This window comes from Stenotrophomonas sp. STK16_22 (assembly GCF_051984505.1).
In the GTDB taxonomy this organism is placed as follows: Bacteria; Pseudomonadota; Gammaproteobacteria; order Xanthomonadales; family Xanthomonadaceae; genus Stenotrophomonas; species Stenotrophomonas maltophilia_A.
The window spans coordinates 4,767,113-4,791,552 of sequence record NZ_CP196972.1; the positions used below are offsets into that span (position 1 = coordinate 4,767,113).

At 65.4% G+C, this 24,440-nt stretch carries 24 protein-coding genes; 14 read left to right on the forward strand and 10 right to left on the reverse strand.

The window, feature by feature from the left end; all coding sequences use genetic code 11:
* Positions 1–74: 74 nt before the first annotated feature.
* The 6 genes from ACSYAO_RS21950 to ACSYAO_RS21975 are packed head-to-tail and all read left to right on the forward strand — an operon-like array spanning position 75 to position 4,171.
* A complete protein-coding gene (locus ACSYAO_RS21950; protein WP_049462908.1) occupies positions 75–863 on the forward strand; it encodes an ABC transporter ATP-binding protein in 789 nt (262 codons plus the stop codon).
* Positions 863–1,612, forward strand: coding sequence for an MlaE family lipid ABC transporter permease subunit (locus tag ACSYAO_RS21955; RefSeq protein ID WP_005414955.1), 750 nt, complete (start codon positions 863–865; stop codon positions 1,610–1,612). Before ACSYAO_RS21950 ends, ACSYAO_RS21955 begins: the two co-directional genes overlap by 1 nt.
* A gap of 59 nt (positions 1,613–1,671) precedes the next feature.
* Entirely contained in the window at positions 1,672–2,196 is a 525-nt protein-coding gene (gene mlaD / locus ACSYAO_RS21960) for an outer membrane lipid asymmetry maintenance protein MlaD (protein WP_010487482.1), read from the forward strand.
* Positions 2,193–2,855, forward strand: coding sequence for an MlaC/ttg2D family ABC transporter substrate-binding protein (locus ACSYAO_RS21965; protein ID WP_010487479.1), 663 nt, complete (start codon positions 2,193–2,195; stop codon positions 2,853–2,855). Before mlaD ends, ACSYAO_RS21965 begins: the two co-directional genes overlap by 4 nt.
* Positions 2,845–3,156, forward strand: coding sequence for an STAS domain-containing protein (locus tag ACSYAO_RS21970; protein WP_049462907.1), 312 nt, complete (start codon positions 2,845–2,847; stop codon positions 3,154–3,156). Before ACSYAO_RS21965 ends, ACSYAO_RS21970 begins: the two co-directional genes overlap by 11 nt.
* Before the next feature lies 1 nt (position 3,157).
* The gene (locus ACSYAO_RS21975; protein ID WP_032128489.1) at positions 3,158–4,171 is read left to right on the forward strand and encodes an MlaA family lipoprotein; all 1,014 of its coding nucleotides are present in this window, start codon (positions 3,158–3,160) and stop codon (positions 4,169–4,171) included.
* Between the two features lie 84 nt (positions 4,172–4,255).
* On the opposite strand, the gene ACSYAO_RS21980 is transcribed toward ACSYAO_RS21975, so the two are convergent.
* The 3 genes from ACSYAO_RS21980 to rmuC form a co-directional block, all read right to left on the reverse strand.
* Entirely contained in the window at positions 4,256–4,801 is a 546-nt protein-coding gene (locus tag ACSYAO_RS21980) for a glutathione peroxidase (protein ID WP_010487473.1), read from the reverse strand.
* A gap of 137 nt (positions 4,802–4,938) precedes the next feature.
* A complete protein-coding gene (locus tag ACSYAO_RS21985) occupies positions 4,939–5,337 on the reverse strand; it encodes a hypothetical protein (RefSeq protein WP_049462906.1) in 399 nt (132 codons plus the stop codon).
* 71 nt (positions 5,338–5,408) lie between these two features.
* Positions 5,409–6,944, reverse strand: a complete 1,536-nt coding sequence (rmuC, locus tag ACSYAO_RS21990; protein WP_049400349.1) for a DNA recombination protein RmuC — start codon at positions 6,942–6,944, stop codon at positions 5,409–5,411.
* Positions 6,945–6,989: 45 nt separating this feature from the next.
* Between rmuC and ACSYAO_RS21995 the strand changes: the two genes are divergently transcribed.
* The gene (locus ACSYAO_RS21995) at positions 6,990–7,595 is read left to right on the forward strand and encodes a glutathione S-transferase family protein (protein ID WP_049462905.1); all 606 of its coding nucleotides are present in this window, start codon (positions 6,990–6,992) and stop codon (positions 7,593–7,595) included.
* A gap of 121 nt (positions 7,596–7,716) precedes the next feature.
* Here the strand turns inward: ACSYAO_RS21995 and ACSYAO_RS22000 are convergent, their stop codons facing one another.
* The gene (locus tag ACSYAO_RS22000) at positions 7,717–8,724 is read right to left on the reverse strand and encodes a zinc-binding alcohol dehydrogenase family protein (protein ID WP_049420932.1); all 1,008 of its coding nucleotides are present in this window, start codon (positions 8,722–8,724) and stop codon (positions 7,717–7,719) included.
* A gap of 91 nt (positions 8,725–8,815) precedes the next feature.
* On the opposite strand from ACSYAO_RS22000, the gene ACSYAO_RS22005 reads away from it, so the two are divergent.
* The 5 genes from ACSYAO_RS22005 to ACSYAO_RS22025 all read left to right on the forward strand — a co-directional run bounded on the left by ACSYAO_RS22005 (position 8,816) and on the right by ACSYAO_RS22025 (position 13,157).
* On the forward strand, positions 8,816–9,787 hold the full coding sequence (locus tag ACSYAO_RS22005) for a LysR family transcriptional regulator (RefSeq protein WP_049462904.1): 972 nt from the start codon (positions 8,816–8,818) through the stop codon (positions 9,785–9,787).
* A 15-nt stretch (positions 9,788–9,802) separates the two neighbouring features.
* Positions 9,803–10,432, forward strand: coding sequence for a leucine efflux protein LeuE (gene leuE / locus ACSYAO_RS22010; RefSeq protein WP_005411716.1), 630 nt, complete (start codon positions 9,803–9,805; stop codon positions 10,430–10,432).
* Complete coding sequence (locus ACSYAO_RS22015; protein ID WP_049420929.1) at positions 10,429–10,857, forward strand: hypothetical protein; 429 nt, start codon at positions 10,429–10,431, stop codon at positions 10,855–10,857. The genes leuE and ACSYAO_RS22015 overlap by 4 nt, the downstream gene beginning before the upstream one ends.
* Before the next feature lie 5 nt (positions 10,858–10,862).
* A complete protein-coding gene (locus ACSYAO_RS22020) occupies positions 10,863–11,552 on the forward strand; it encodes a suppressor of fused domain protein (RefSeq protein WP_219631213.1) in 690 nt (229 codons plus the stop codon).
* Between the two features lie 177 nt (positions 11,553–11,729).
* Complete coding sequence (locus ACSYAO_RS22025; protein WP_032128498.1) at positions 11,730–13,157, forward strand: amino acid permease; 1,428 nt, start codon at positions 11,730–11,732, stop codon at positions 13,155–13,157.
* A gap of 92 nt (positions 13,158–13,249) precedes the next feature.
* Here ACSYAO_RS22025 and ACSYAO_RS22030 read toward each other — a convergent pair whose 3' ends face one another.
* Positions 13,250–14,491, reverse strand: coding sequence for a dipeptidase (locus ACSYAO_RS22030; RefSeq protein ID WP_049462902.1), 1,242 nt, complete (start codon positions 14,489–14,491; stop codon positions 13,250–13,252).
* 210 nt (positions 14,492–14,701) lie between these two features.
* On the reverse strand, positions 14,702–15,871 hold the full coding sequence (locus ACSYAO_RS22035) for a class I SAM-dependent rRNA methyltransferase (RefSeq protein ID WP_005411721.1): 1,170 nt from the start codon (positions 15,869–15,871) through the stop codon (positions 14,702–14,704).
* A 365-nt stretch (positions 15,872–16,236) separates the two neighbouring features.
* On the opposite strand from ACSYAO_RS22035, the gene ACSYAO_RS22040 reads away from it, so the two are divergent.
* Both ACSYAO_RS22040 and ACSYAO_RS22045 read left to right on the forward strand, forming a co-directional pair.
* On the forward strand, positions 16,237–17,199 hold the full coding sequence (locus ACSYAO_RS22040; RefSeq protein WP_049462901.1) for a TerC family protein: 963 nt from the start codon (positions 16,237–16,239) through the stop codon (positions 17,197–17,199).
* 106 nt (positions 17,200–17,305) lie between these two features.
* The gene (locus ACSYAO_RS22045; RefSeq protein WP_049462900.1) at positions 17,306–18,076 is read left to right on the forward strand and encodes a rhomboid family intramembrane serine protease; all 771 of its coding nucleotides are present in this window, start codon (positions 17,306–17,308) and stop codon (positions 18,074–18,076) included.
* 154 nt (positions 18,077–18,230) lie between these two features.
* Here the strand turns inward: ACSYAO_RS22045 and ACSYAO_RS22050 are convergent, their stop codons facing one another.
* From ACSYAO_RS22050 to ACSYAO_RS22065, 4 genes are all read right to left on the reverse strand, one after another.
* Positions 18,231–19,346, reverse strand: coding sequence for a glycerophosphodiester phosphodiesterase (locus ACSYAO_RS22050; protein ID WP_049462899.1), 1,116 nt, complete (start codon positions 19,344–19,346; stop codon positions 18,231–18,233).
* Between the two features lie 179 nt (positions 19,347–19,525).
* On the reverse strand, positions 19,526–20,236 hold the full coding sequence (locus ACSYAO_RS22055; RefSeq protein WP_049462898.1) for a M48 family metallopeptidase: 711 nt from the start codon (positions 20,234–20,236) through the stop codon (positions 19,526–19,528).
* Positions 20,236–23,361, reverse strand: a complete 3,126-nt coding sequence (locus ACSYAO_RS22060; RefSeq protein ID WP_049462897.1) for a type I restriction endonuclease subunit R — start codon at positions 23,359–23,361, stop codon at positions 20,236–20,238. Before ACSYAO_RS22060 ends, ACSYAO_RS22055 begins: the two co-directional genes overlap by 1 nt.
* Before the next feature lie 4 nt (positions 23,362–23,365).
* Entirely contained in the window at positions 23,366–24,421 is a 1,056-nt protein-coding gene (locus ACSYAO_RS22065; RefSeq protein WP_049462896.1) for a PDDEXK nuclease domain-containing protein, read from the reverse strand.
* Between the last annotated feature and the right edge of the window lie 19 nt (positions 24,422–24,440).

Genomic DNA, 24,440 nt, shown 5'->3' on the forward strand with positions numbered 1-24,440 from the left:
CTGCACCGTCCAGTCTGCTTATGTTCAGCCGACGGGCCCGATCCTTCGATGTCTAAAAAACGTTAATGGTGCCCATGTCGGCTTCCACCTCCAGTCTGGTGCAGTTATCCAACGTCCGCATCGACCGGAGCGGACGCACGATCCTGCGCGACGTGTCGCTGCAGGTGCCCAAGGGCAGCATCACCGCCGTTCTGGGTCCGTCCGGCAGCGGCAAGTCGACCCTGCTGGCGGCGCTGACCGGCGAACTGCGCCCGGTCGCCGGCGAGGTCACCCTGTTCGGCAAGCCGATTCCGCATGACAGCGGCGCGCTGCTGGAAATGCGCAAGAGCGTGGGCGTGCTGCTGCAGGGCAACGGCCTGCTGACCGACCTGACCGTGGCGGAAAACGTGGCGCTGCCGCTGCGTACGCACACCCGCCTGCCGACCGCCGTGCTGCGCCGGCTGGTGCAGATGAAGCTGCATTCGGTGGGCCTGCTGGCCGCCGCCGATGCCTGGCCGCGCGAGCTGTCAGGTGGCATGGCGCGCCGCGTGGCGCTGGCCCGTGCACTGGCGCTGGACCCGCCGCTGATGATCTACGACGAGCCGCTGACCGGGCTGGACCCGATCGCCTCGGGGGTGATCATGAGCCTGATCCAGCGCCTCAACCACAGCCTGGGCCTGACCAGCATCATCGTCAGCCACCACGTGCACGAGACCCTGCCGATCTGCGACCAGGTGATCGCGATCGCCAATGGCGGCATCGTGTTCCAGGGCACGCCCGAGGCACTGCAGTCCAGCCAGGACCCGCTGCTGCGGCAGTTCCTGCACGGCCAGCCCGATGGCCCCATCCCGTTCGATGCCGCGCCGCGCGCGAGGGTCGCCTGATGCCGTTCGTTCAAGCCACCCGCTCGCTGGGTCGTGCCGGCCTGTTCTCGCTGACCGTGCTGCGCGGTTCGCTGCCGACCCGTGATTTCCTGGCCGAGTTGACCCGCGAGATCTACAAGATCGGTGCGCGCTCGCTGCCGATCATCGCCGTCGGCGGTGCCTTCGTCGGCCTGGTGCTGACCCTGCAGGGCTACCGCACGCTGACCACCTTCGGTGCGGCCGACGCACTGTCGACCCTGCTCGGGCTGTCGCTGTACCGCGAGCTGGCACCGGTGCTGACCGCGCTGCTGTTCATTGGCCGCGCTGGCAGCTCGATCGCCGCCGAGCTGGGCCTGATGCGTGCCACCGACCAGATCAAGGCGCTGGAGCTGATGGCGATCGACCCGGTGGCCAAGGCGGTGGCGCCGCGCTTCTGGGCGGCGGTGCTGACCGTGCCGCTGCTGACCGGCATCTTCTGTTCGCTTGCAATCAGTGCCAGCTACTTCGAAGCGGTGCACGTGCTGGGCCTGGACAATGGCGTGTTCTGGTCGGCGCTGCGCAACAGCGTGGACTTCTGGGACGACTTCGGCGTGGCAATGCTGAAGTCGGCGATCTTCGGCGGCACTGCCGCGCTGGTTGCCGCCTATGTGGGTTTCCACGCCGAGCCGACCATTGAAGGCACTTCGGTGGCGACCACCCGTGCGGTGGTCAACGCTTCACTGCTGGTGCTGATGTTCAACTTCGTGCTGTCGGCAATGTTGTTCACCTAACCCCTCCACCGGCGGTGCGCAGGCGCGCGCGGCCACAACGACTCGATCAGGTAATCCACATGGCCATCCGCGGTCCCAGACTCGAATTTTCCGTCGGCGCCTTCCTGCTGCTGGCCCTGGCCTCGCTGATGGTGCTGGCCGTGGCCTCGACCAACCAGCGCTGGAGCTGGGGCAGCGAAGGCTACGACCTGAAGGCACGCTTCTCCCAGGTCGGCCAGCTGCGCAAGCAGGCGCCGGTGAAGATCGGCGGCGTCACTGTCGGCCAGGTCGCTTCGATCGACCTGGACCCGGTGAAGTTCGAATCGATCGTCACCCTGCGCATGGACAGCAAGGTCAAGGACCTGCCGGCGGACACCTCGGCCGGCATCTTCACCAGCGGTTTGCTCGGCGAGAGCTATATCGGTCTGCAGCCGGGCGGTGATCCGGACGTGCTGAAGGCCGGTGACGAGATCGTCTTCACCCAGCCGGCGGTGGACCTGATCCAGCTGGTCGGCAAGTACATGTTCAGTGGCGGTGCCGGTGGCGGCGCTGCTCAGAAGCCCAACGATGGCGCGCAGGCGCCTGCAACGGAACCGCAACCATGAAGATGAAACTGATCCCGGCCCTGCTCGCCTCGGCGCTGCTGGCGGCCACCCCGTTCCTGGCCCAGGCCCAGGCCGCTGCGCCTGCCGCTGCCGCAACGCAAAGCCAGGCCGGCAAGGTGGTGATCGATGCCAGCAGCCGCATCCTGTCCACGCTGCAGCAGCGCAAGAGCGAGTTCACCAGCAACCCGGCCAGCCTGCGCAGCTACATCGACAGCGAGCTGACCCGCACCTTCGACCGCGACTACGCCGCGCGCCTGGTGCTGGGCCCGCACGCCCGCGGCGCCTCCGACGCCGACATCAAGCTGTTCGCCGATGCCATGGCCGACAGCCTGATGCAGCGCTACGGCTCCACCCTGCTCAACATCCAGGGCAAGCCGAGCTTCCGCCTGAAGGGTGAAAGCCCGCTGCCGGGCAATCGTGGCGTGCGCGTGAGCACCGAACTGGTGCGCGCCGGCAACGAACCGACCCCGGTCGAGTACTGGATGCGCAACGTGAACGGCCAGTGGAAGATCTTCGACGTCAACATCGAAGGCATTTCCTACGTGCAGACCTTCCGCAACCAGTTCGACACCCCGCTGCGCCAGAAGGGCATCAAGCAGGTGGCCAACGAACTGCACAGCGGCAGCATGCAGGCCGGGCCCGCGGGCAATGGCAAGTAACGCACTGGCGCTGCTGGAAGGCGACACCCTGCGCCTGCGCGGGGTGCTCGACCGTGCCGCGGTGATCGCGCTGTGGCCGCAGCTGCAGGCCCTGCCGGCAAAGCTGTCACGGCTGGAGCTGAGTGAGGTCGAACGCGTGGACAGCGCCGGCCTGGCGCTGCTGGCCGAGCTGGCCGCACGTGCGCGCAAGAGCGGTCACCCGCTGGCAGTCTCCGGCGCGCCGGCCGGCTACAACGAGCTGAGCGCAGCCTACCGGCTGTCGCCCGACCTGGATTTCAACGCTACTTCTGCTGCGAGCTGACATGAACGTCGTACGCACTTTCCCCCTGATCGTCCTGGCCACCGCCCTGACCGCCTGCGCCGGCAAGCCCGCACGCAGCGATGCGCCCGCAGCCAGCACCGTGGTCCCGGCCAGCACCATCGCCGAGGCCTCTGCCCCCACCGCCGATACCGCTACGGTCGATGCCGCACCGGCAACAGCCGTGGTTGCCGCACCTGCGCCGGCCACGCCGCCATCCGCACCGGCCCGCAGCGCCGACACCGATGCGGCCAGGGCCGCGGCGGCGACCGCCCCCGGTGGTGACGACGACTTCGATGCCCTCTACGGCGGTGCCGGCAACACTGGCAGCGCGGCAGCCTACGATCCGTGGGAACCGTTCAACCGCAAGGTGCACACGTTCAACAACGCGGTTGACCGTGGCATCGCCCGCCCGCTGGCCACGGCCTACACCCACGTGGTGCCGCGCTTCGCCCGCACCGGCGTCAGCAACTTCTTCAGCAACCTGCGCGCACCGGTGACCATCACCAACCAGCTGCTGCAGGGCCGTGGTGCCGATGCGTGGGACAGCCTCGGCCGCTTCCTGATGAACAGCACGCTGGGTATCGGCGGCCTGTTCGATCCGGCCAGCAAGGCGATGGTGCCGCGTCGCAATGAGGACTTCGGGCAGACCCTGGGGGCCTGGGGCTGGCGTCGTTCGCGTTACGTGGAACTGCCGTTCTTCGGCCCTCGCACCGTGCGCGATGTGTTCGGCCTGGCCGGTGACATTCCGCTGTCGCCGATCCGCCGCATCGAAGAGGACAAGATCCGCATCGGCCTGCAGGGCATGCAGCTGGTCGATACCCGCGCGCAGCTGCTGGCAATCGACGACCTGCGTGACACCGCCGTGGACGAGTACTCGCTGGTACGCGATGCGTGGATGCAGCGCCGCAACTACCAGATCGAGAACGATCTGCGCAGCAAGCGCGACCGTGGCCACGACGATGCCAATTCGCCGATCCCGGTCGATGCGATGCCGATGCCGCAGTGGACGCACTGAGTCCGGTCTGCAGCGCATGAAAAACCCCGCCTCGGCGGGGTTTTTCTTTTCCGGTAGGTGCCAACCTTGGTTGGCACGCTTTCCTCAGGCTGCCAGCGCTGCCTCGATGGCCTCGCGCAGGCGCGCGTCATCGGCAGCCACGTCCGGGGCGAAACGCGCGATGACCTTGCCGTCGCGGCCAACCAGGAACTTCTCGAAGTTCCACAGCACCGCCGGTGCTGCGTGGATCGGGATCTCCTTGCTGGCCAGGCGCTCACGCAGCGGGCCTTCGCCGATCGACTGCGGCTGGGCGGCGGTCAGCTGCTGGTACAGCGGATGGGTATCGTCACCGGCCACGCTGATCTTGGAGAACATCGGGAAGCTGACGTCGTAGGTGAGCTGGCAGAACTGCTGGATCTCCGCCTCGCTGCCCGGCTCCTGGCCGAGGAAGTTGTTGGCGGGGAAGCCCAGTACTTCCAGACCCTGCGCGTGCTTTTCCGCATACAGCGCCTGCAGGCCTTCGTACTGCGGTGTCAGGCCGCACTTGGAGGCGACGTTGACCAGCAGCAGTACCTTGCCCTGGTAGTCGGCAAGCGAGGACGGCTGGCCGTCGATGGTGGTGAGGGAAATGTCCTGGATCGGGGTGCTCACGCGGGGGCTCCGGCAACAGCGGGGAATGGCCCACCAGCATAGCGCCGCGCGATGGCGGTAGTGCCGGCCGCTGGCCGGCAGTCGTGCGACCGTTCGCAAGGGTTCATGCGGTTGCCGGCCAGCGGCCGGCACTACGATCAGTCCACGCAGATCGTGCCCTGCGCCTTGCCGTCATCAATGCGCTGGCGGCAGCCGAAGTTCTGGCGCACATCGCGCTGGCAGGTACCGGTAGCGGCGCTGCCAGCGCCCACCTCGGGACCGGCCAGGCACTGGCCCGTGCAGTCGCTTTTGCGGCTGCAGGCCTTGCCGGCATCGGCATAGGGAATCACGCACTGCTCGCGTTGCAGCCGGCCCAGCCGTTGCAGGCTGCCGCCGGCGGCCTGGCAGTCAACGTCGCGCGCTTCGCGATACGCCTCGGCCGCTTCAGGGCTGGTGGCTGCGGCAGGTGCCGCGGTCGTATCGGCAGCCGGTGGTGCGCTGCTGCAGGCGGCAAGCAGCGCGGTCAGGACAAGGCTGGTGAAGCGGCGCAGGCGCATGACGATACCTGATCGAGGCGGACAGGCCGCCAGCATACGCATCGGCGATGCAGGCGGCGTGTCAGCGTGGCTCAGGCCTCGTCGCCGTCACTGCCTTCCTCTGCTGGCAGCGCGTCCGGCAGCAACTGGCGGCTCTGCTCAACCGGCAGCGACTCGACATCCCTCAGCTTGCGGGCGATCGCGCGGGTGCGCACCCCGGTCTGGTCGATCTGCTTGCTGGCCTGGTCCAGCTTGGCCTTCACGTTGTCCAGCACATCGCCGAACTTGCCGAACTCGGTCTTCACCGCACCCAGCAGGCTCCACACCTCGCTGGACCGCTTCTCGATGGCCAGCGTGCGGAAGCCCATCTGCAGGCTGTTGAGCAGTGCGGTGATCGTGGTCGGCCCGGCGACCACCACGCGGTGGTCGCGCTGCAGCAGATCGACCAGGCCGGGGCGCCGGATCACCTCGGCATACAGGCCTTCGGTAGGCAGGAACATCACCGCGAAGTCGGTGGTGTGCGGCGGCACGATGTACTTCTCGCAGATCGACTTGGCCTGCACCTTCACCGCACGCTCCAGCTGCGCACCCTGCACGCGTACCAGTTCGGCATCACCCTGCTCCTGTGCGTCCAGCAGGCGCTCGTAGTCTTCGCGTGGGAACTTGGAGTCGATCGGCAGCCACACCGGCGTGTCATCGCTGCTGCGGCCCGGCAGGCGCACGGCGATGTCGACCATTTCGCCACTATCCGGGCGTACCTTCACCCCGCGCGCGTACTGCTCCTGGATCAGGGTCTGCTCGAGGATGTTCTCCAGCTGTACTTCACCCCAGCTGCCGCGCGTCTTGACGTTGGTCAGCACGCGCTTGAGGTCACCGACGCCGGTGGCCAGCTGCTGCATCTCGCCGAGGCCGCGCTGCACCTGTTCCAGGCGCTCCGAGACCAGTTTGAAGGACTGGCCAAGGCGTGTTTCCAGGGTGGACTGCAACTTCTCATCCACCGTCACGCGCATCTGTTCCAGCTTCTGCGCATTGTCGCTCTGCAGCGCGCGCAGCTGCTCTTCCAGCGTTGTGCGCATCTCGGCGATGCGCTGCTCGTTGCGCTGGGTCAGTTCCTGCAGGCGCAGGCCAAGGCTTTCAGTCAGGCGCTGCTGCGACTGCGCGCCCTCCTCGCGGCCCTTGCGTGCATCGTCCACCAGGGTCTGCCGCAGCGCGCCGAGCTGGGTATCGGTACGCCCGGTGAGCTCCTGCAGCTGCTGGCCAAACGCATGGATGCGGGCTTCCTGCTGCTGGCCGAAGGTCTCCAGCTGGCCGCGCAGCTCCTGCAGCCGCTGTCCCATCAACGCCGCGCCGCGCTGCTGGCTCTCGGCCGCTTCGGCGCGCGCCTTGCGGGCATCTTCGCCCAGCGCTTCGCGCAGCAGGTCCAGGCGCTGGTCGGTGCGGGTGGACAGATCGGTCAGCGCGCGGGCGAAGCCATCGAGCTGTTCGCGCAGCTCGCTGCGCCCGGCCCGCGCCTCCTCGCGCACCGCCTGTTCCAGGCGGTCATGCGGCGGGCGGCGCAGCAGGGCGACCAGCTGCAGGATGAGCACGGCCAATAGAAGGCCGCCAATGAGCAGATATTCGGTTTGCATGGGGCAAGTGTAGGCTGGCCGAGTCTCAACTGCTGCGTCAGGACCATGGTCGTCCTCTACGGAAAGCCCACCTCCATCAATGTGCGTAAAGTGCTGTGGCTGTGCGCGGGGCTGGATCTGCCCCTGCACCACGAACCGGCCCCCTCGCCGGACCTGCTGGCCACGCTGAACCCCAACCGGCAGGTGCCGGTGCTGCGTGATGGCGACTTCGTGCTGTGGGAATCCAACAGCATCTGCCGCTACCTGGCCGCACGCGCCGGTCGCGAGGATCTGCTGCCACATGCAGCAAAGGACCGGGCCCGGGTGGAGCAGTGGATGGACTGGCAGGCCAGCGACCTCAACAGCGCATGGCGCCATGTGTTCATGGCGCGCGTGCGCCAGCATCCGGACTATCCGGATGACGCCCGTGCCGAGGCCAGCCTGGCGCAGTGGAACCGGCTGATGGGCGTCCTTGATGCACAGCTCGCCACTACCGACGGCTACGTGGCGGGCAACACCTTCACTCTGGCCGACATCGTGCTCGGGCTGTCGACCCAACGCTGGCGCAGCACGCCGGGCAGCAAGCCGGTACTGGCACACGTAGATGCCTGGTTCGAACGCCTGCGCCAGCAGCCCGGTTTCGCCGAGTACGTCGACAACGGTGTGGCCTGAGCAGTGGCTTCCGCAGCTGTTGGCAGGTGTCGACCTTGGTCGACACGGCTGATCCACGCCATGCGTGGATGAAGCGCTGTAGAGCCGGGCGCAGGCTCGGCTCCACAGGAAAAACCGGGCCTTACCAGCCTTCCAGCACGATCTTGCCCTTGGCGCGGTGGCTCTCCAGCAGCGCGTGGGCACGCCGCAGGTTGGCCGCGTCGATGCGCCCGAAATGCTCGCCCAGGGTGGTCTGCAGCACGCCTGTGTCGATCAGCTCGGCCACCCGGTTCAACAGGTCATGCTGGCGCTGCATGTCGGCGGTCTTGTAGAGCGGCCGGGTAAACATCGACTCCCAGTGCAGTGACAACGCCTTGCGCTTGAGCGCCATCACGTCGACCTGGCCGGGATCATCGATCAGCCCCAGCTGGCCCTGCGGCGCCAGCAGTTCCACGATCTGCGCGTAGTGCTGGTCGGAGTGGGTCAGGCTGGCCACATGCTGCACCTCGCTGATGCCGAGCCGCGCCAGGCCCTCGGCCAGCGGCAGGCTGTGGTCGATCACATGGTGTGCGCCCATTGCGTACGCCCAGTCCTGGGTATCCGGACGCGAGGCGGTGCCGATCACCGTCAGTTTCGTCAGCTTCCGCGCCAACTGCACCAGGATCGAACCGACACCGCCGGCAGCGCCGATCACCAGCAGGGTCTGGCCTTCGCCGCCGCCCTCGGGAATTCTCAGGCGGTCGAACAACAGCTCCCAGGCGGTGATCGCGGTCAGTGGCAGCGCGGCGGCGGCGGCATCGTCGAGGCTGGCCGGCTTGCGGCCGACGCTGCGCTCGTCCACCAGCTGGTACTCGGCATTGCTGCCCGGGCGATCGATGACGCCGGCGTAGTAGACCGCATCGCCGGGCTGGAACAGGGTCACCTCGCTGCCCACCGCGTCGACGATGCCGACCGCATCCCAGCCCAGCACACGTGGGCCATCGGTGGCCACGCCGCGACGGACCTTGGTGTCGACCGGGTTCACCGCCACCGCGCGCACCGCCACGCGCAGGTCACGCGGGCCAGGCTGCGGCAGCTCCAGTTCGATGTCGATCAGGGCCTGGGCATCATCGATCGGCAGGCCGGCTTGGGTGTAGGCAATGGCGCGCATGGCAGCGGTCCAGTGGGGAAGGAGGCGACAGGTTGCGCCGCACGCGCTCCCGCAGAAAGGCGCAGAATCGGGCAGCACTTTCACTCTGGCAATGAAGATGATCCGCTTCGACGATCTGCAGCTGTTCGTCCGCACTGCCGCACTGGGCAGCTTCTCGCAGGCGGCGCGCGAGGCCGACCTGCTGCCCGGGCAGGTCGCCGCGGCGGTGGCGCGGCTGGAACGCGAGCTGGACCTGCGCCTGTTCGTGCGCACCACCCGCAGCCTGCGCCTCACCGGCGAGGGTGCGCTGTACCTGCCGTATGCGCAGGAGGTACTGGCCACCCTGCGCGAGGGACAGGCGCGCGTGCAGGGCGAGGACACCGAGCTGCACGGCACCCTGCAGCTGTCGGCGCCCTCGGACCTCGGCCGCAACCTGCTGCTGCCCTGGCTGAGCGCCTTCCGAGCTGCGCACCCGCGGCTGCGCCTGCACCTGCGCCTGTCCGACGAGGTGGCCGATGTATTCCGCGACCCGGTCGACGTGGCCATCCGCATCGGCCACTTCGACGACGCCAACTACGTCGCCCTGCCGCTGCTGGAAGGCAATCGACGCGTGCTGGCCGCCTCGCCCGGCTACCTGCAGCGGCGTGGCACGCCCACCCGCCTGGAGGATCTGCGCGAGCACGACTGCCTGGTCTATCAACTCAACGGCCGCGCCTACGATCGCTGGTCATTCGAGGTCGACGGGCGTCGCAGCGTGATTCCGGTGCGCGGTCCGCTGGTCTGCGACGACGCCGATGTAGTGCGACGCTGGGCCGTGGCCGGCGAAGGCATCACTTACAAGTCCTGGCTGGACCTGCGCGAGGACGTGCTGGCCAGGCGCCTGCAGCTGCTGCTAGATGGTGTTGGCAGCAGCATCCCGCTGCAGCTGGTATGCCCGCACCGCAAGCAGTTCTCGCCAGCGGTACGGCAACTGCATGCGCAGCTGCGCCAGCACCTGCAACCGCTGCTGTCTGGCATGCCCACTGGCCTCACCCGCCCCCTGTCGCCAACGGCGGCACTGGCCGACAATGGCGGCCCCCCGTAACAAGAGAACGCCGCCATGCCGTGGATGGGCATCCAGGACCTGTGGACGTTTCTGGTCGCTGTGCTGGTGTTTCTTGCCCTGCCCGGCCCCGGCACCTTCACCCTGCTGACCGCCACCGGCCGTGGCGGCGTGCGCGGCGGCTACACCGCGCTGGCCGGCCTGCTGGTCGGCGACCAGATCCTGATGTGGCTGGCGTTGGCGGGCGTGGCGGCGCTGCTCAAGGCCAACCCGCTGGTGTTCCACGCGGTGCAGTACCTGGGTGCGGCCTACCTGGTGTGGGTCGGCATCAGCCTGCTGCGCACGCCGAAGCACGAGGGCGGCGACGCCGGTCCGATCCGCATGCAGCCGGGCCGCTACTTCCAGCAGGCGATCCTGGTCAGCCTGCTCAATCCGAAGGCGATCCTGTTCTACATGGCCTTCCTGCCGTTGTTCATCGATCCGAAGGCACACCAGGGCATCGCCACCTTCGCTGCGCTGGCGGGCATCATCCTGGTGGTCAGCATCGCCTACTGCTCGATGTTGATCGGCGTGGGCAACCTGGCCCGCCGCCGCCTGATCCAGCACCCGCGAATCAGCGATGCGCTGCGCCGCGTGGCCGGCCTGTTCCTGGTGGGGTTCGGCATCCGGTTGGGGCTGAACGGATGAAACCCTGGCCGACGGCGATGGGCGCCCTGCTGCTTCTGGCCAACACGACCGCCCCGGCGGCCACCGCACAGGACCATCGCTGCCTGAGCGGCGGCCGCAATGACGGCATCCATCTGGAATGGCGTTGGCTGGATGACGGCCAGGCCGACGTTCGCTATGCCGGGCAGCGCGAACGCCTGCTGCTGCGCCGGGTTTCAATGGAGACCACGGTGCTGGCCGAAGACCGCCCCTACCAGTTCGACAGCGTCTGGGAAGAGCGCATCAACGGGCGCCTCAACGGCCGCTACCTGCTGAGCACGCAGGGCGCGCTGGTGCTGGACCTGAGCTACGAGCGTAGCCGCGACGGACGTCGCACCACCTTCCACGATGACGTCGAGGCCTGGCAGGAAGACGGCTGCCGCTGGCCCGGCAAGGTGGCCGAGTGAGCACCATGGACGACGACACCCTGCTGGAGCGCAGCTGGGAATATCGGGAGGAGACGCTGTACCGGCGGTTGTTCGGCGATACCGGGCCGGGGATCTATCCAATCGACATGGATCTGCTGCGCAACGTCTTCAAGCAGGACCAGATCGACCCGCGCTGGCTGCATGTCGGCGTCAATGCCTGCCCTCCGCACGGTGATCGAAGGCACTGGATCTATGTCAGCTCCGGCCTGTCCAACCCCTGGGAAGGGCGGCACGAAGATGGCGATTCGGGGTTGGGCATCGAACTGATGCTTGAGACGCAGGAAGAAGCGACCTGGGCACTGACCACCTTGCGCTGGTTCACCGCGTACCACCTGCTGCTGTGCCACTCACGCATGCCCGGCAATCCGTTGGCGCCATGGGACCGGCTGAAGCTGGGGGGGCCGGTGGATCACGCAGGGAGCATGCTGCAGGCGGCCGTCTTCGTTCCGTCACTGCATTTTCCTGGACCCCAGCAACTGCCATCGGGACGATTCGACTTCCTGCAGCTGCTGCCATTGACCCTGGACGAGCATGCGTTCGGCCGCGCCCAGGGCTTCGAAGTGCTGGTGGCCCAGTTGAGAACCCAAGGTGCGGCGCCGGTGGTCGATCCGCAGCGGGTCAGCATCGATCTGGCCCCTGCTCCCACGCTTCAAGCGCCTCCCGGCTCGCCTTGAGGGATCGAATCATTTCGAATCCTGCCGGCATTTGTGCCGATTCCGGCAGAATGCTCGGAGTACAGCCGCGCCGGTGACGCATCTGACACTCGCATGACCCCCGTCAGTGGTAATGCTGCGCTGCGTTCGGTCACACTCGGGAACTTGTCGTTCTTAGTCACCCCTTCCGAGGCCTGCATGTCCCTGTTCCGGCGCAAGTCCCTAGATTCCGTCACCGTCCACGAAGCCGGCAGGCGCCTGATCCCGACGCTCAGCTGGCCGCACCTGATCGCGCTGGGTATTGGCGCCATCGTCGGTACCGGCATCTACACGCTGATCGGCGTCGGTGCCAACCTGGCCGGCCCGGCCGTGCTGATCTCCTTCGCCATCGCCGGTGCGGTCTGCGCCTGCGCGGCACTGTCCTACGCCGAGCTGTCGACGATGATGCCGGCCGCCGGCAGTGCCTACACCTACAGCTACAGCGCGCTGGGCGAGGTGTTCGCCTGGGTGGTGGGCTGGAGCCTGATCCTGGAGTACTCACTGGTGGTGAGTACGGTGGCGGTGGGCTGGTCCGGCTACTTCGTCGGCTTCCTCGAATGGGTCCACACCCAGTTCGGCTGGAACGTGCACCTGCCAGCGTGGCTCGCAGCCGGCCCGCACGTGGAAGGCGGCATGATCAACCTCCCGGCGATCGTCATCACCTGGCTGGTGGCCGGCATGCTGATGGCCGGCACCAAGGAAAGCGCCACCCTCAATGCCATCCTGGTGGTGTTCAAGCTGATCGCGCTGGCCATCTTCGTGGCCGTGGCCCTGCCCGCCTTCGACAGCGCCAACCTGCAGCCGTTCATGCCGTATGGCTTTGCCAAGTCGATGGGCCCTGATGGCGTCGAACACGGCGTAATGGCGGCGGCAGCGATCATCTTCTTCGCCTTCTACGGCTTCGATGCGATCTCCACCGCCGCCGAAGAAACCAAGAACCCAGGCCGCGACCTGTCGATCGGCATCATCGGTTCGATGATCGGCTGCACCATCGTCTACGTGCTGGTCGCGCTGGCCGCGGTCGGTGCGATGAGCTACGCGGTGTTCGGCCACAGCGCCGAGCCGCTGGCCCTGATCATGCGCCAGCTGGGCCATCCGACCGCGGCGATGGTGATCGGCGTGATCGCGATCATCGCGCTGCCGACGGTGCTGCTGGCCTTCCTGTACGGCCAGAGCCGCATCTTCTTCGTGATGAGCCGCGATGGCCTGCTGCCGCGTGGCCTGTCCAAGGTCAACGCACGTACCGGCACGCCGGTGGCGACCACGCTGTTCACCGCGGTGGTGGTGTCGGCGCTGGCCGGCGTGGCCCGCCTGGACGAGATCGCGGCGCTGGCCAATGCCGGCACCCTGGCCGCGTTCACCGCCGTGGGCATCTGCCTGGTGGTGCTGCGCCTGCGCGAGCCGAACCGCGAACGTACCTTCCGTACCCCGCTGGCCTTCGTGGTTGGTCCGCTGGCCGCGCTGGGCTGCATCTATCTGTTCCTCAGCCTGCCGCACAGCACCCAGCTGTACTTCCTGCTGTGGAACCTGGCCGGCCTGGTGCTGTACTTCCTGTACAGCCGCCGCCACGCACTGATCGCGAAGTAAACGGATCACCGGTCGTGCCGGCCAGCGGCCGGCACCTCTCATCCTGTTGATACGGGCAATGCCGGCCAACGGCCGGCACTACCGCAGGGCGGTCAACCGCCCTGCTTTGCCGCGTAGTCCTGCGCCTGGCGCATCACCCGCAGCAGGTTGCCGCCCCAGATGCCGGCAATCTGCTGCTCGGTATAGCCCTTGCGCAGCAGCCACGCGGTGATCTTCGGCAGCTGGCTGACATCGGGCAGGTCGCTCAGGCCACCGCCGCCATCCCAGTCCAGGCCGATGCCCACGTGCTCGGGGCCCACCACCTTGAGGATGTGCTCGAAGTGGGCGAAGAAGTCGTCGAGGCTGGCATGGCGCACCGGGTGCTCGTGGTCCAGCGCCTGCTCGGCCTTCAGCAGGGCAACGCCCTGTTCGATGCCCATGCCTTCCCAGCCACCCAGCTGCTTGCTCAGCGCTTCCTCGGCCTGCTTGCGCTCGGGCGTCTTTGCGGTGTCGATCAGGTAGCCACCATAGGCGTTCACCTGGATCACACCGCCGGCCTTGGCCAGCTTGCGCAGGCGCGCGTCATCCAGATTGCGCGGGTGGTCGTAGACCGCCTTGGCCGAGCTGTGCGAGAGCACGAACGGCACCGGCATCATCGCCAGCAGGTCGTCGAACACCGCGTCGGACGCATGCGACTGGTCGATCACGATGCCCAGCTTCACTGCTTGCCGCACCAGATCCTTGCCCGCCGGGCTCAGGCCTTTCCACTCCGCACCCTTGGGATCGGTGGCCGAATCGGCGAACTCGTTGTTGGCGAAGTGCACGGTGCTGAGCAGGCGCAGGCCGGCGCGGTGGTAGAACGACAGCAGGCTCGGGTCTTCCACCAGCGGGCTGGCGTTTTCCATGCTGATGTAGACCACGCGCTTGCCGGCGGCCTTGATCCGCGCCGCGTCATCGGCGCTCAATGCCAGCGCGAAGCGCTCGGGGTTGGCCGCCAGCATTTCGCGGATCTCCAGCAGCCGCTGCAGGCCATGGTCACGCTCGGCGAGGTGCGCGGCGGGGCTGCGGTCGCCCTGATCGGTGTAGATCGCCCAGAAGCCGCCGTCCAGCGCGCCCTCGACCATGCGCGGGTAGTCGACCTGCGAAAGCGCGTTGCGGTCGTGACGCTGCTCGATGTCGAAGCCGGTCCGGCCGAAATTGGCCGGCGTATCCAGGTGGCTGTCGAGCGTGACCAGGCGCTGCTGCAGCGCCTTGGCGCGGGCCAGTTCCTGTGCGCTGAACTCGATGGCATGAGCCGACAGCGGCGCACACAGCGCCAGGGCAAGCACGACGGACAGGTGGCGCAACGATGGCATGGGCTCTCACCGGCAATGGGAAGAGCCCGACCATAGCGCTGCAGCCAGCAGATTTGTAGAGTCGGGCTCACGCTCGGCTGCCAGGCACCGCGAGTCGAGCATGAATCGTATTCACGGCCCAGCGGCCAGCTTCCCGCGCATTGCGATGCGTTCGAAACAATGGCGCCCCCAGGATCAGGTGGCGCGGCACGCCTCTACATCGTCCCGCGGTCAATCGACCACGCGGCAGAACACGGCCTTCAGGTAACGCGATTCCTGCACGTGGGCCATGAACGGATGGTCCGGACCCGCACCAGCGACCTTCAGGATCTGGATCGTGCGGCCGGAGAAATAGGCCGCGCGGCGCAGCATGTCGAGGAACTGGTCCTCGGCCACCAGGCCGGTGCAGGAGAACGTGGCGAACAGGCCGCCCGGCTTGACCACGCCCAGCGCCAGCTTGTTCATGTCCAGATACTTCTTCAGCGCGGTGATGACCTGGTCGCGGTCGCGGGTCATCTTCGCCGGATCCAGGATCACCACGTCGTACTGCTCGCCGCGGTTGGCGGCGTCGCGCAGCCACGGGAAGATGTCGGACTGGATGAACTTCGGGCGCACGTTGTTCAGGCGCGAATTGCCCTTGGCGATCTGGATGACGTCCTCATCGATGTCGATGCCGACCACTTCCGAAGCGCCACGCGCAGCGGCATACACGGCAAAACCGCCGGTGTTGCAGCACAGGTCCAGCACGCTCTTGCCTTCCACCTGCTGGCTCAGCCACTCGCGGTTCTCGCGCTGGTCGGCGAAGAAACCGGTCTTGTGCGCGCCGGCCGGGTCGGCGCGGAACTTGATGCCGTACTCGGTGATCACCGACGCTTCGGTGGTGGTGTTGCCGTGGAAGTCGAAGCTCTCCTGCTTCTGCACGTGTTCGTCGGCGAAGCTGTGGAAACGGCAGCCCGGGAACTGCTCGCGCAGGGCGTCGTAGATCCATTCGCGGTGGCGGAACATGCCGGCGGCGAAGAACTCGACCACCACCAGGTCGCCGTAGCGATCCACCACCAGGCCGGACAGGCCGTCGCCTTCGCTGTGCACCACGCGCCAGGCGTCGGAGACCGCGTCGAGCTTCAGCACCTCACGGCGCAGCGACACCGCCTGGGCGATCTTGCGCGAGAACCAGCCGGCATCGACCGGCACGTTCTGGTCGGTTTCGAGGATGCGCACGGCGATGCGCGAGTGCCCGTTGTAGAACCCGCGGCCAATGAACTCGCCATCGATGCCGACCACGTCGACGATGGAACCGGGCTTGGGCCGGACGGTCGGCTTCTCGACCAGTTTCTGGAAGATCCACGGGTGGCTGGAACGCCACGCGTTCTTGAGGCGGACAATCGGAAGGGGGGTATTCATCCACCTATTGTAGCCGGGGGGCGCTTTCGTAGAGTCGAGCTGGCGCGACGGGCGTTGCTGAACGGCCCGGGCAAGGCGTGCCAACCAAGGTTGGCATCTACCAGAGCGGGGACCCCGGCCGCCCGGCATTTGACGGCAGCCCGGCCAGGCCGCAGAATCGGCGCCAGAAGGGGAGTAGCTCCCAGACGTTGTCGCCGTCATTTCGAGCCCGCAGGCTCCGGTGCAACGGCAGTTCCAGCCGACTGGAACTGCGAGCGAGACCTTCGCCGTACTGGCGAAGCTCTGTCCCTGGATCCCCCTCCCGATCCTCCGTTGCAGATCCTCGCCGTCCGGCCTGGCATTCATCTTTCCAACGGACATTCCCAATGCAGACGATCGGTAACGTGTGGTTGTGGGGCGGCTTCGCAGCGGTGGTGGTCATCGCCCTGCTGGTCGACCTCGTGTTGATGCGCCATGGTGGGCCGCACAAGGTCACCTTCAAGGAGGCCCTGTGGTGGTCCATCGGCTGGGTCGCGCTGGCCCTGCTGTTCAATGCGGGCCTCTGGTACTACCTGAATGAGACTGCGGGCCAGGTGGTGGCCAACAAGGTCGGCCTCGAATTCCTGACCGGCTACCTGGTCGAGAAGGCGCTGGCGGTCGACAACATCTTTGTCTTCCTGATGATCATGAGCTACTTCGCGGTGCCGGAGGAGCAGCGCCAGAAGGTGCTGATCATCGGCATCCTGGGCGCGATCGTGCTTCGTACGATCATGATCTTCGCCGGCAGCGTGCTGATCACCCAGTTCCATTGGCTGCTCTACGTGTTCGGCGCCTTCCTGCTGTTCACCGGCTGGAAGATGTGGTTCGCCGCCGGCCAGGAGCCCGATCTGGAAGCCAACCCGGCCCTGCGCTGGATGCGCAAGCACCTGCGCCTGCTGCCGGACTACGCGGGCAATGCGCTGAGCGTGAAGCGCGGCGGCGTGCGCTGGTTCACCCCGCTGTTCGCGGTACTGATCCTGATCGCGGTCACCGACGTGATCTTCGCGGTGGACAGCATCCCGGCGATCTTCGCGATCACCACCGACCCGTTCATCGTGCTCACCTCCAACGTGTTCGCTGTGCTGGGCCTGCGTGCGATGTTCTTCCTGCTGGCCGGCATGGCCGACCGCTTCCACCTGCTGCCGTACGGCCTGGCGCTGGTGCTGGGCTTCATCGGCATCAAGATGATGATCATCGACCTGTTCAAGATCCCGACCCCGATCTCGCTGGGCGTGGTGGCGGTGATCATCGCCGCTACCGTGGTGTTGAGCCTGAAGTACCCGCCGAAGGAAGGCGAAGGCCAGGCCTGAGCCTGACCCGCTGGATGGCGCGGCCGGTGGGATTGTCCCGCCGGCCGTTTCCACTCTCCCGCCGCGGTGGCCTTGGTTTCGCGCCAACCACCGCCATTGCTGAGGTATGAACAACAACGCGCCCCTGCCCGCTGGCGACGCGCCGGCGCTCCGCAATGACCGCTCACGCATCCTGCGGGCGTTCAATGTCAGCCTGGCCGCCGTGCTGGTGCTGGTGGCCGTGTTCGCCCTGCAGGGCACCTTCGACTGGCGACCGTGGGCGGTCGCGCCGCTGGAAGCCAAGGGCCTGCTCGGCCTGATCGGCGGCCCGATGCTGCATGCCTCGGTCGAGCACATCGCCGCCAACAGCATCGCGATCCTGATCCTCGGCACGCTGGCCGGCAGCGTCTACCCAAAAGCCACCGTGCGCGCCCTGCCCCTGCTGTGGCTGGGCTCGGGCATCGGCGCGTGGATGCTGGGCAATCCGGGCAGCGTGCACCTGGGCGCCAGTGGCGTCACCCATGGCCTGATGTTCCTGCTGGCCAGCCTCGGCCTGCTGCGCCGTGACCGTGCGGCGATCGCCACCGGCCTGATCGGCATGCTGTTCTACGGCGGCATGCTGATGACCATCCTGCCGCACGCCGACGGCGTGTCCTGGCAGTCGCACATGGGCGGCGCCTTCGCCGGCATCATCGCCGCGCTGCTGTTCCGCAATGCCGACCCGCTGCCGCCGCGCCCGCGTTACAGCTGGGAAGACGAAGAAGACGAGGCCGAACCGCTGGCCGACGACGAGCTGGAACCGCCGTCACCGCAGCGCGTGCCGGTGCTGTGGCAGCCGCGCGAGGGTCAGGACTACGTGGTGATCCCGTTCCGCCGGCCGGACGAGCCGCGCGGCTGAGCGATGGTAGTGCCGGCCGCTGGCCGGCAACCTCATGACCCGGTAGTGGCCGACCTTGGTCGGCGCTCCCGCTGCATGCCAACCAAGGTTGGCAACTACCAGAGCATTCCGTCACATCCGGTAGCGCCGGGCCATGCCCGGCGGCATTGGCCGGTCAGTTCGCCGCATTCCCCGCCGCGCCCATGCCATCCACCGCCTGCCGGCCCAGTGCCGGGTCGTCGGTGAAGAAGGCATCGATGCCGGTGGCCAGATAGGCGCGCATCTCGGCAACCGACCCCTCGGCATTGCGCGCGTTGTCGGCGCCCTTGCGCAGGTTGCTGGCCTGGAAATGGTTCTCCGGGCGAAAGGTATACGGAATCACCATCAGGCCCACTGCATGTGCGTCCTGTACCAGCGTGGTCGGTGTCCCCAGTGCACCCTTGGCGTCCAGCGGAATGATCGAGCGCAGCTCCGGGCCGATGCTGTCGGCGTAGCTGGCAATGTCCTTCAGTCCGGCCGGCGTCATCATCTGCGCGTAGGTCAGCTTGCCACCGGCCTTGGCGATGTCGGCCGGCTGGGTATCGCCCTTCCACAGCAGCTGCAGCAGGCGGATGTTGCTGCCCCGCCCGATCTTGCCATGCAGGTAACGCAGGTTGGCGGTCTCGAACGACTGGATGGTGACTGGGCCGACGTTGGTGTACGCATTGCCACGCAGCGCGGCCAGCAGCTTGTCCTCCATCGGCAGGCCGATGGACTGGAAGTAGGTCGGGTGCTTGATCTCCGGCACCAGGCCGATGCCGCGGTTGGCGCGGCCAGCCTGCTGCACCAGGAACGCAAGGATCTCGTCGAGGCTGGCGATGCGGAACTGGCCATCGTAGGCGGTGCTGCGCAGTTCCGGCAGGCGCTCACGCGCGTACAGCGTCTTCAGCTCGGCCAGGGTGAAGTCTTCGGTGAACCAGCCGTCCACCTTCTGCCCGTCGATGACCTTGCTGGTGCGGCGGCTGGCGAATTCGGGATGCGAGGCCACATCAGTGGTGCCGCTGATCTCGTTCTCGTGGCGGGCGACCATCACTCCGTCCCTGGTCATCACCAGGTCCGGCTCGATGTAGTCGGCGCCATCGGCGATCGCCTGCGCATAGGCGGCCAGGGTGTGCTCGGGCAGCAACGCGCTCGCCCCGCGATGGCCATAGACCGACACCTTGTGCGCGGCCGGGGTGGAGGATTCAGCACTCATGGCCACCGATGGTGCCACGGCCAGCGACAACAGCAACGCACAACCCCACGACTTCACTGCGACTTCCCCAAGCGGTATGTGATGGGCGTCAGTATGCGGCGGCAATGTGACAGGTGGGGGAAGCGGGCGCGGGGTCGGATCCCCGAAAGGCTTCGATCCAGTTGATGCCGCATAGGCCGCTGCACTATTTGCAGATGCTGGGGCGCTCGGGGAATTCTTCCAAGCCGATGGCACTCTCAGGCAGCCTGCCCCAGAGGAAGTGCGTTAAGTTCCGCACGAGCATCCCGCCAGGCGGGATAGTGCTGCTGTAGTAAGGCGATGAAGTGTTCGCTGTGTGTAGGCTCGATCAGATGGATCATCTCATGCACGATTACGTATTCGAGCAGGTCTCGAGGCTTCTTTACCAGTTCCGTGTTGAGCCGAATATGAGCGTGCAGGTGGTTACAGCTGCCCCATTTGGTCTTCATGCGTTGTAGGAAATATCCCTTCAACTTCACCCCGATACGTTGTTCCCAATGTGCGATCAAAGGCGGAATCGCTTCATGCAATAGGGATCGCTGCCAATGTCGATAAATGGCCTCGCGTCTGGCTGCGTTGGCTCCAGGACGAACCTGTAGAGTGATGCGCCGGTGATCCATCTTCACCACAGGTAAGGCGTCATGCTCCACCACCGTGAGCAGATAGCGACGCCCCCAGATGTAATGACTTTCCCTCGTGACAAACTGGCGGGTTGTTTCACGTGCCTGTGCCTGCAACTGCGCCTGTTGCTGACGAATCCAGCGCAATTTGGACACGGCATAGGCACGCGCCACTTCCAGCCGTGTGCCAGTCGGCGCCACGAGCGTCACCCGACCTTGGGGCGGATGCACGGAAAGATGGACGTTCTTCACCGCCTTGAAGATGACGGAAATGTCCAGCTTGCCCAAGCGGATAAGCGTCTGTTTCATCAGTAACCCGGCTGAGTTTTCAGTAGATCGAATAGCTTGAATGTGGCCTTTCGGTCGCGGCCGGTCAGCGGATACAGGATGTTCAGTACGATGCGCTCCTTGGCTTCATCCCCCCGCCATCCCGCCGGGGCTTCGTCCCGCATCAGGCGGTCAACCCTCAGTGCCAAGAAGGCCCACGGGTCTCCGTAATCGGTCTGTAGCTCTTTGGCTGCAGCATCCGTATGGGAAAGTGCATCGCCCGATATGATGCCGGGCAGATTGCGATAGATGACCAAAGCACCGGCATTGCCGTGCAACATGGCGGGCTCATCAAGGTCATGTTGTTTCGCCCGATGCCTCTTCAGAATGTCTTCTGCCTTGCTGAGGAATGCTTCGTAAGCTTCAGTGCCTTCACGGCTTTGCTGGATCAGGTCGTCGAGCAACTTGGACATCTGCTCATAGAAGCGCGGATCGGTCAGGCGGTCGCGGATGATGGTCTTGCGGACGTTGTTGATGATGGTTTCCGCAATGGCGTTCTTCGATAGCTTCCCCTTCTCGTTGAGCTTCTTGGCGATTGCATCGTGGATGCCGGTCTCGATGATCAACTCGGTCAGCGACAGTTCGGCCAAGTCCCCCAATGCCTGCGCCGGTTCGGCCTGGATGTAAGTATTGATGAGGTGGCGCATGTCGGCCTCGTAGGGCTTGATGTCCAGTTCCTCGCCGCTGTAATGCTTGATGGCCGAACGCACCTCGGCATAGAACTCGGTTTCCTGCCGCAGGGTGTTGGCTTTGCTTTCTGAGTAACCCGCCTCAGTCAGGTTCAGGGCGATGTCCGCGAAGGCACGCAGATAGGTCGCCACCGCCTTGTAGAAGGCAATACGCAGCGCCTCGCTTTCCAGCAGCGCCTCCGGATCACCGGCGTGGCCGCAGAAATAGTGGATGAACTGCTCCAGCTCACGCGGCTGCGGCACCGGCTCGCACAGGTAATGCAGCGCTTCACGGGCCTCGTCCAGTTGCTTGCGGCCTTCGTCCAGCCAATTTTTCAGATGGACGTTGTTGTCGCCGCCATTGCCCGCATCGATGTCCAACTCGTGGGAGCTGTACACCGCAATGGCCTGCTGCACGTCACCGAAAAGCTCCTTGTAATCGACGATATGACCATAGTCCTTGTCGTCACCGTCAAGCCGGTTGGTACGGCAGATGGCCTGGAACAGATTATGGTCGTGCAGTTCGTTGTCCAGGTAGATGTAGGAACAGCTGGGTGCATCGAAACCGGTGAGCAGCTTGCTGACCACAATCAGCAGCTTCATGCTGGCAGGCTCTTCGATGAAGCGTCGCTTGGTTTCTTCTTCGTACTGCTTGGTGGCTTGGCCGGCACGCAGCACATGCTGCTTGTAGGTGTCGTATTTGAAGCGTTCGTCGCTGCCGGCCGATTCTTTCGAGATGGCAACCGGGTTGGGTTCGTACGAGGTGATGATGCCCACATGGGGGCCGAAATGCGTATTCTGGAACAACCGGAAGTAATGGCAAGCATCGTAGATCGAAGCCGCCACCAGAATCGCCGTGCCACGATCATTGTCCAGACGGGGCTTGAGGCTGAAATCCTCGATGATGTTGGCGACGATGCGATCCTTGCGCTCCTTGGCGCTCATCAGTTCTTCCATGGTGGCCCAGCGCCTGCGCAGGACTGATTTCTGAAAGTTGTTCAGTCCGCGCGTTTTCTTCTCGAACCAGGCATCGATGGCCGTGCGTGAAGTCAGTCGCTGCGGCACATCCCGCGCCTCGTACTTCAGGTCCAGAACCACCTTGTCGGCCACGGCTTCGTGGAACTTATAAGTGTGGATATACGTGCCGAATACTTCACGTGTGGTCTGCCGGTCCTTGCGCAACAACGGTGTGCCGGTGAAGCCGATGAAGATGGCTTCGGCCAGCCAGCGCTTCATCTGCTTGTTCATGTTGCCGCCCTGGGTACGGTGGCATTCGTCCACCAACACGTAGAAGCGTCCATGGATAGGCGGTGGTGCGCCCTTCAGATCGGCCGCATCGAATTTGTGAATCAGCGCGCACAACAAGCGCGGTAGGGTGGCACCGAGTTTTTGCACGAAGTCTGCGCGTGATGTGATGCGAGGGGAAGCAGATCCCTCGCCGATCACCCCGGCGTTGCGCATCACGCCTTCGATCTGCTTGTCCAGTTCGTCGCGGTCGGTCACTACCAGCACCCGCGCCTGTGGGTCACGCTCCAGCAACCACTTGGCCAACAACACCATCAGGATGCTCTTGCCGCTGCCCTGAGTGTGCCAAATCACGCCACCCTCGTGTTTGACGATACGATCCTGCGCAGCCTTGATGCCTTGGTACTGGTGCTGCCGAGGCACCTTCTTGAAGCCCGCGTCGAAGATCACGAAGTTGTGGATCAAATCCAGCAACCGCGCCTTCCCGCACATCTGAGCCAACGGACGATCCAGCAACGCGCCAGCTGTTACCTTGGTTGACGGTTGCTCATCCTTCCACTGCACGAAAAACTGTTCCGGAGTGCCAGTGGTGCCATAGCGCAGGCCTTGCGCATCACTGCCTGCCAGCAGCAACTGCACAGTGCTGAAGAAGCCCTGATTGAAGGTTTCCTCCTGATTGCTGCGCAGCTGGCGAATACCATCACCCACATCAACCGAGCTACGTTTGAGCTCGATCACCGCCACCGCCAGGCCATTGATGTACAAAATGATGTCCGGCCGGCGGGTGCTCCCGCCACGTAGCGTCACTTCCTCAGCCAACGCGAAGTGATTGCGCTCGGGCTCTCCCCAGTCGATCAACTGTACTGTCTCATGCGATCGGCCCGCCGAGATCTGCACCGGCACGCCGTAGCGCAACAACTGGTAGGTACGCAGGTTGGCCTGATAGGGCGTGATGCCGGTAACATCCACCGCGACTTCCAGCTTCTGCAAGGCGGCGCTAATGTGTGCGGGGGAGTACCCGCGGGCGGCCAAGTTGGCGCGCAGCAACTCGGTTTCGACGGCGCGGTTATTGTCGCGCTTGCTCCAATTGCCCAGGTGTTCGTAGCCCAGGCCTCCATTGGCCAGTGGAGTGGCAAACAGCTGCGCCACGCGGTCTTGGCTGTTGCGCTCGGAACGCGGCATGAGTTGGGTCATCGCATCATTCCTTCGTGCTTCCATTCGGAGGGGTCGCCAATTCCCGCTCGATCTGTTCGATGCTCGGCAGGCTGGTTTGTAGCTCCTTCGGCAGGGATTCCACCAGCTTGTATTCGGCAATGCCCATTGGCTGCGACTTGTCTCCCAAAGCGTACTCGGCCACTACCTTGTTCTTGCTCTTGCACAGCAGCAGTCCGATGCTCGGATTGTCCTGCGCGTGCTTCACTTGCCGATCCACCGCCGTCAGGTAAAAGCCCAGTTGCCCCAAATGCTCGGGCTTGAACCTGCCGGCCTTCAATTCGATCACCACGTAGCAGCGCAGCTTGAGGTGGTAGAACAATAGGTCGATGAAGAACTCCTCGCCACCCACGTCCAGCAGCACTTGCCGCCCGACGAAGGCAAAGCCCGCGCCCAGTTCCAGCAAGAAATCGGTGACGTGTTGTACCAGCGCCTTCTCGATTTCGCGTTCCTGTGCTTCCTCGCCCAGGCCGAGAAAATCGAAGCGGTACGGATCTTTCAGCGACTCGATGGCTAGATCGGACTGCGGTGCAGGCAGGCGCTGATCGAAGTTGGTAATGGCCTTGCCCGTGCGCTCCAGCAGGCGGGTTTCGATATGGATGTTCAACATATTGCGCGACCAGCCATATTCGATGGCCGCATGGGCATAGGCCAGGCGCTCCATTGGCGCTTTCAGGCGGTCCAGCAATACCAGGTTGTGGCCCCACGGCAATTGTGCAGCAGCCTGTTGCACAATTTCGGCATCCGGCCAGGCCTCGGCAAACGCCCTCATGTACTTGAGGTTACGAGGCGAAAAGCCCTTCATGTCCGGGAAGGCAGCACGCAGGTCATGCGCCAACCGCTCGATCACCTTCGCACCCCAGCCCTGCTCGGCCTGCCGCGCCAGGATGTCGCGGCCAATCTGCCAGTACAGCTCCACCAACTCCCGATTAACCGCCAGCACTGCACGCTGCTGCGCGGTGTGAATGCGCCCCTTGAGCTCGGACAGCCAGTCGGAGTAGCCCTGGGGAACGGGGATCAGAGAGCTGAGTTCATCGGTCATTGGCGTTCCATCTTCTGCG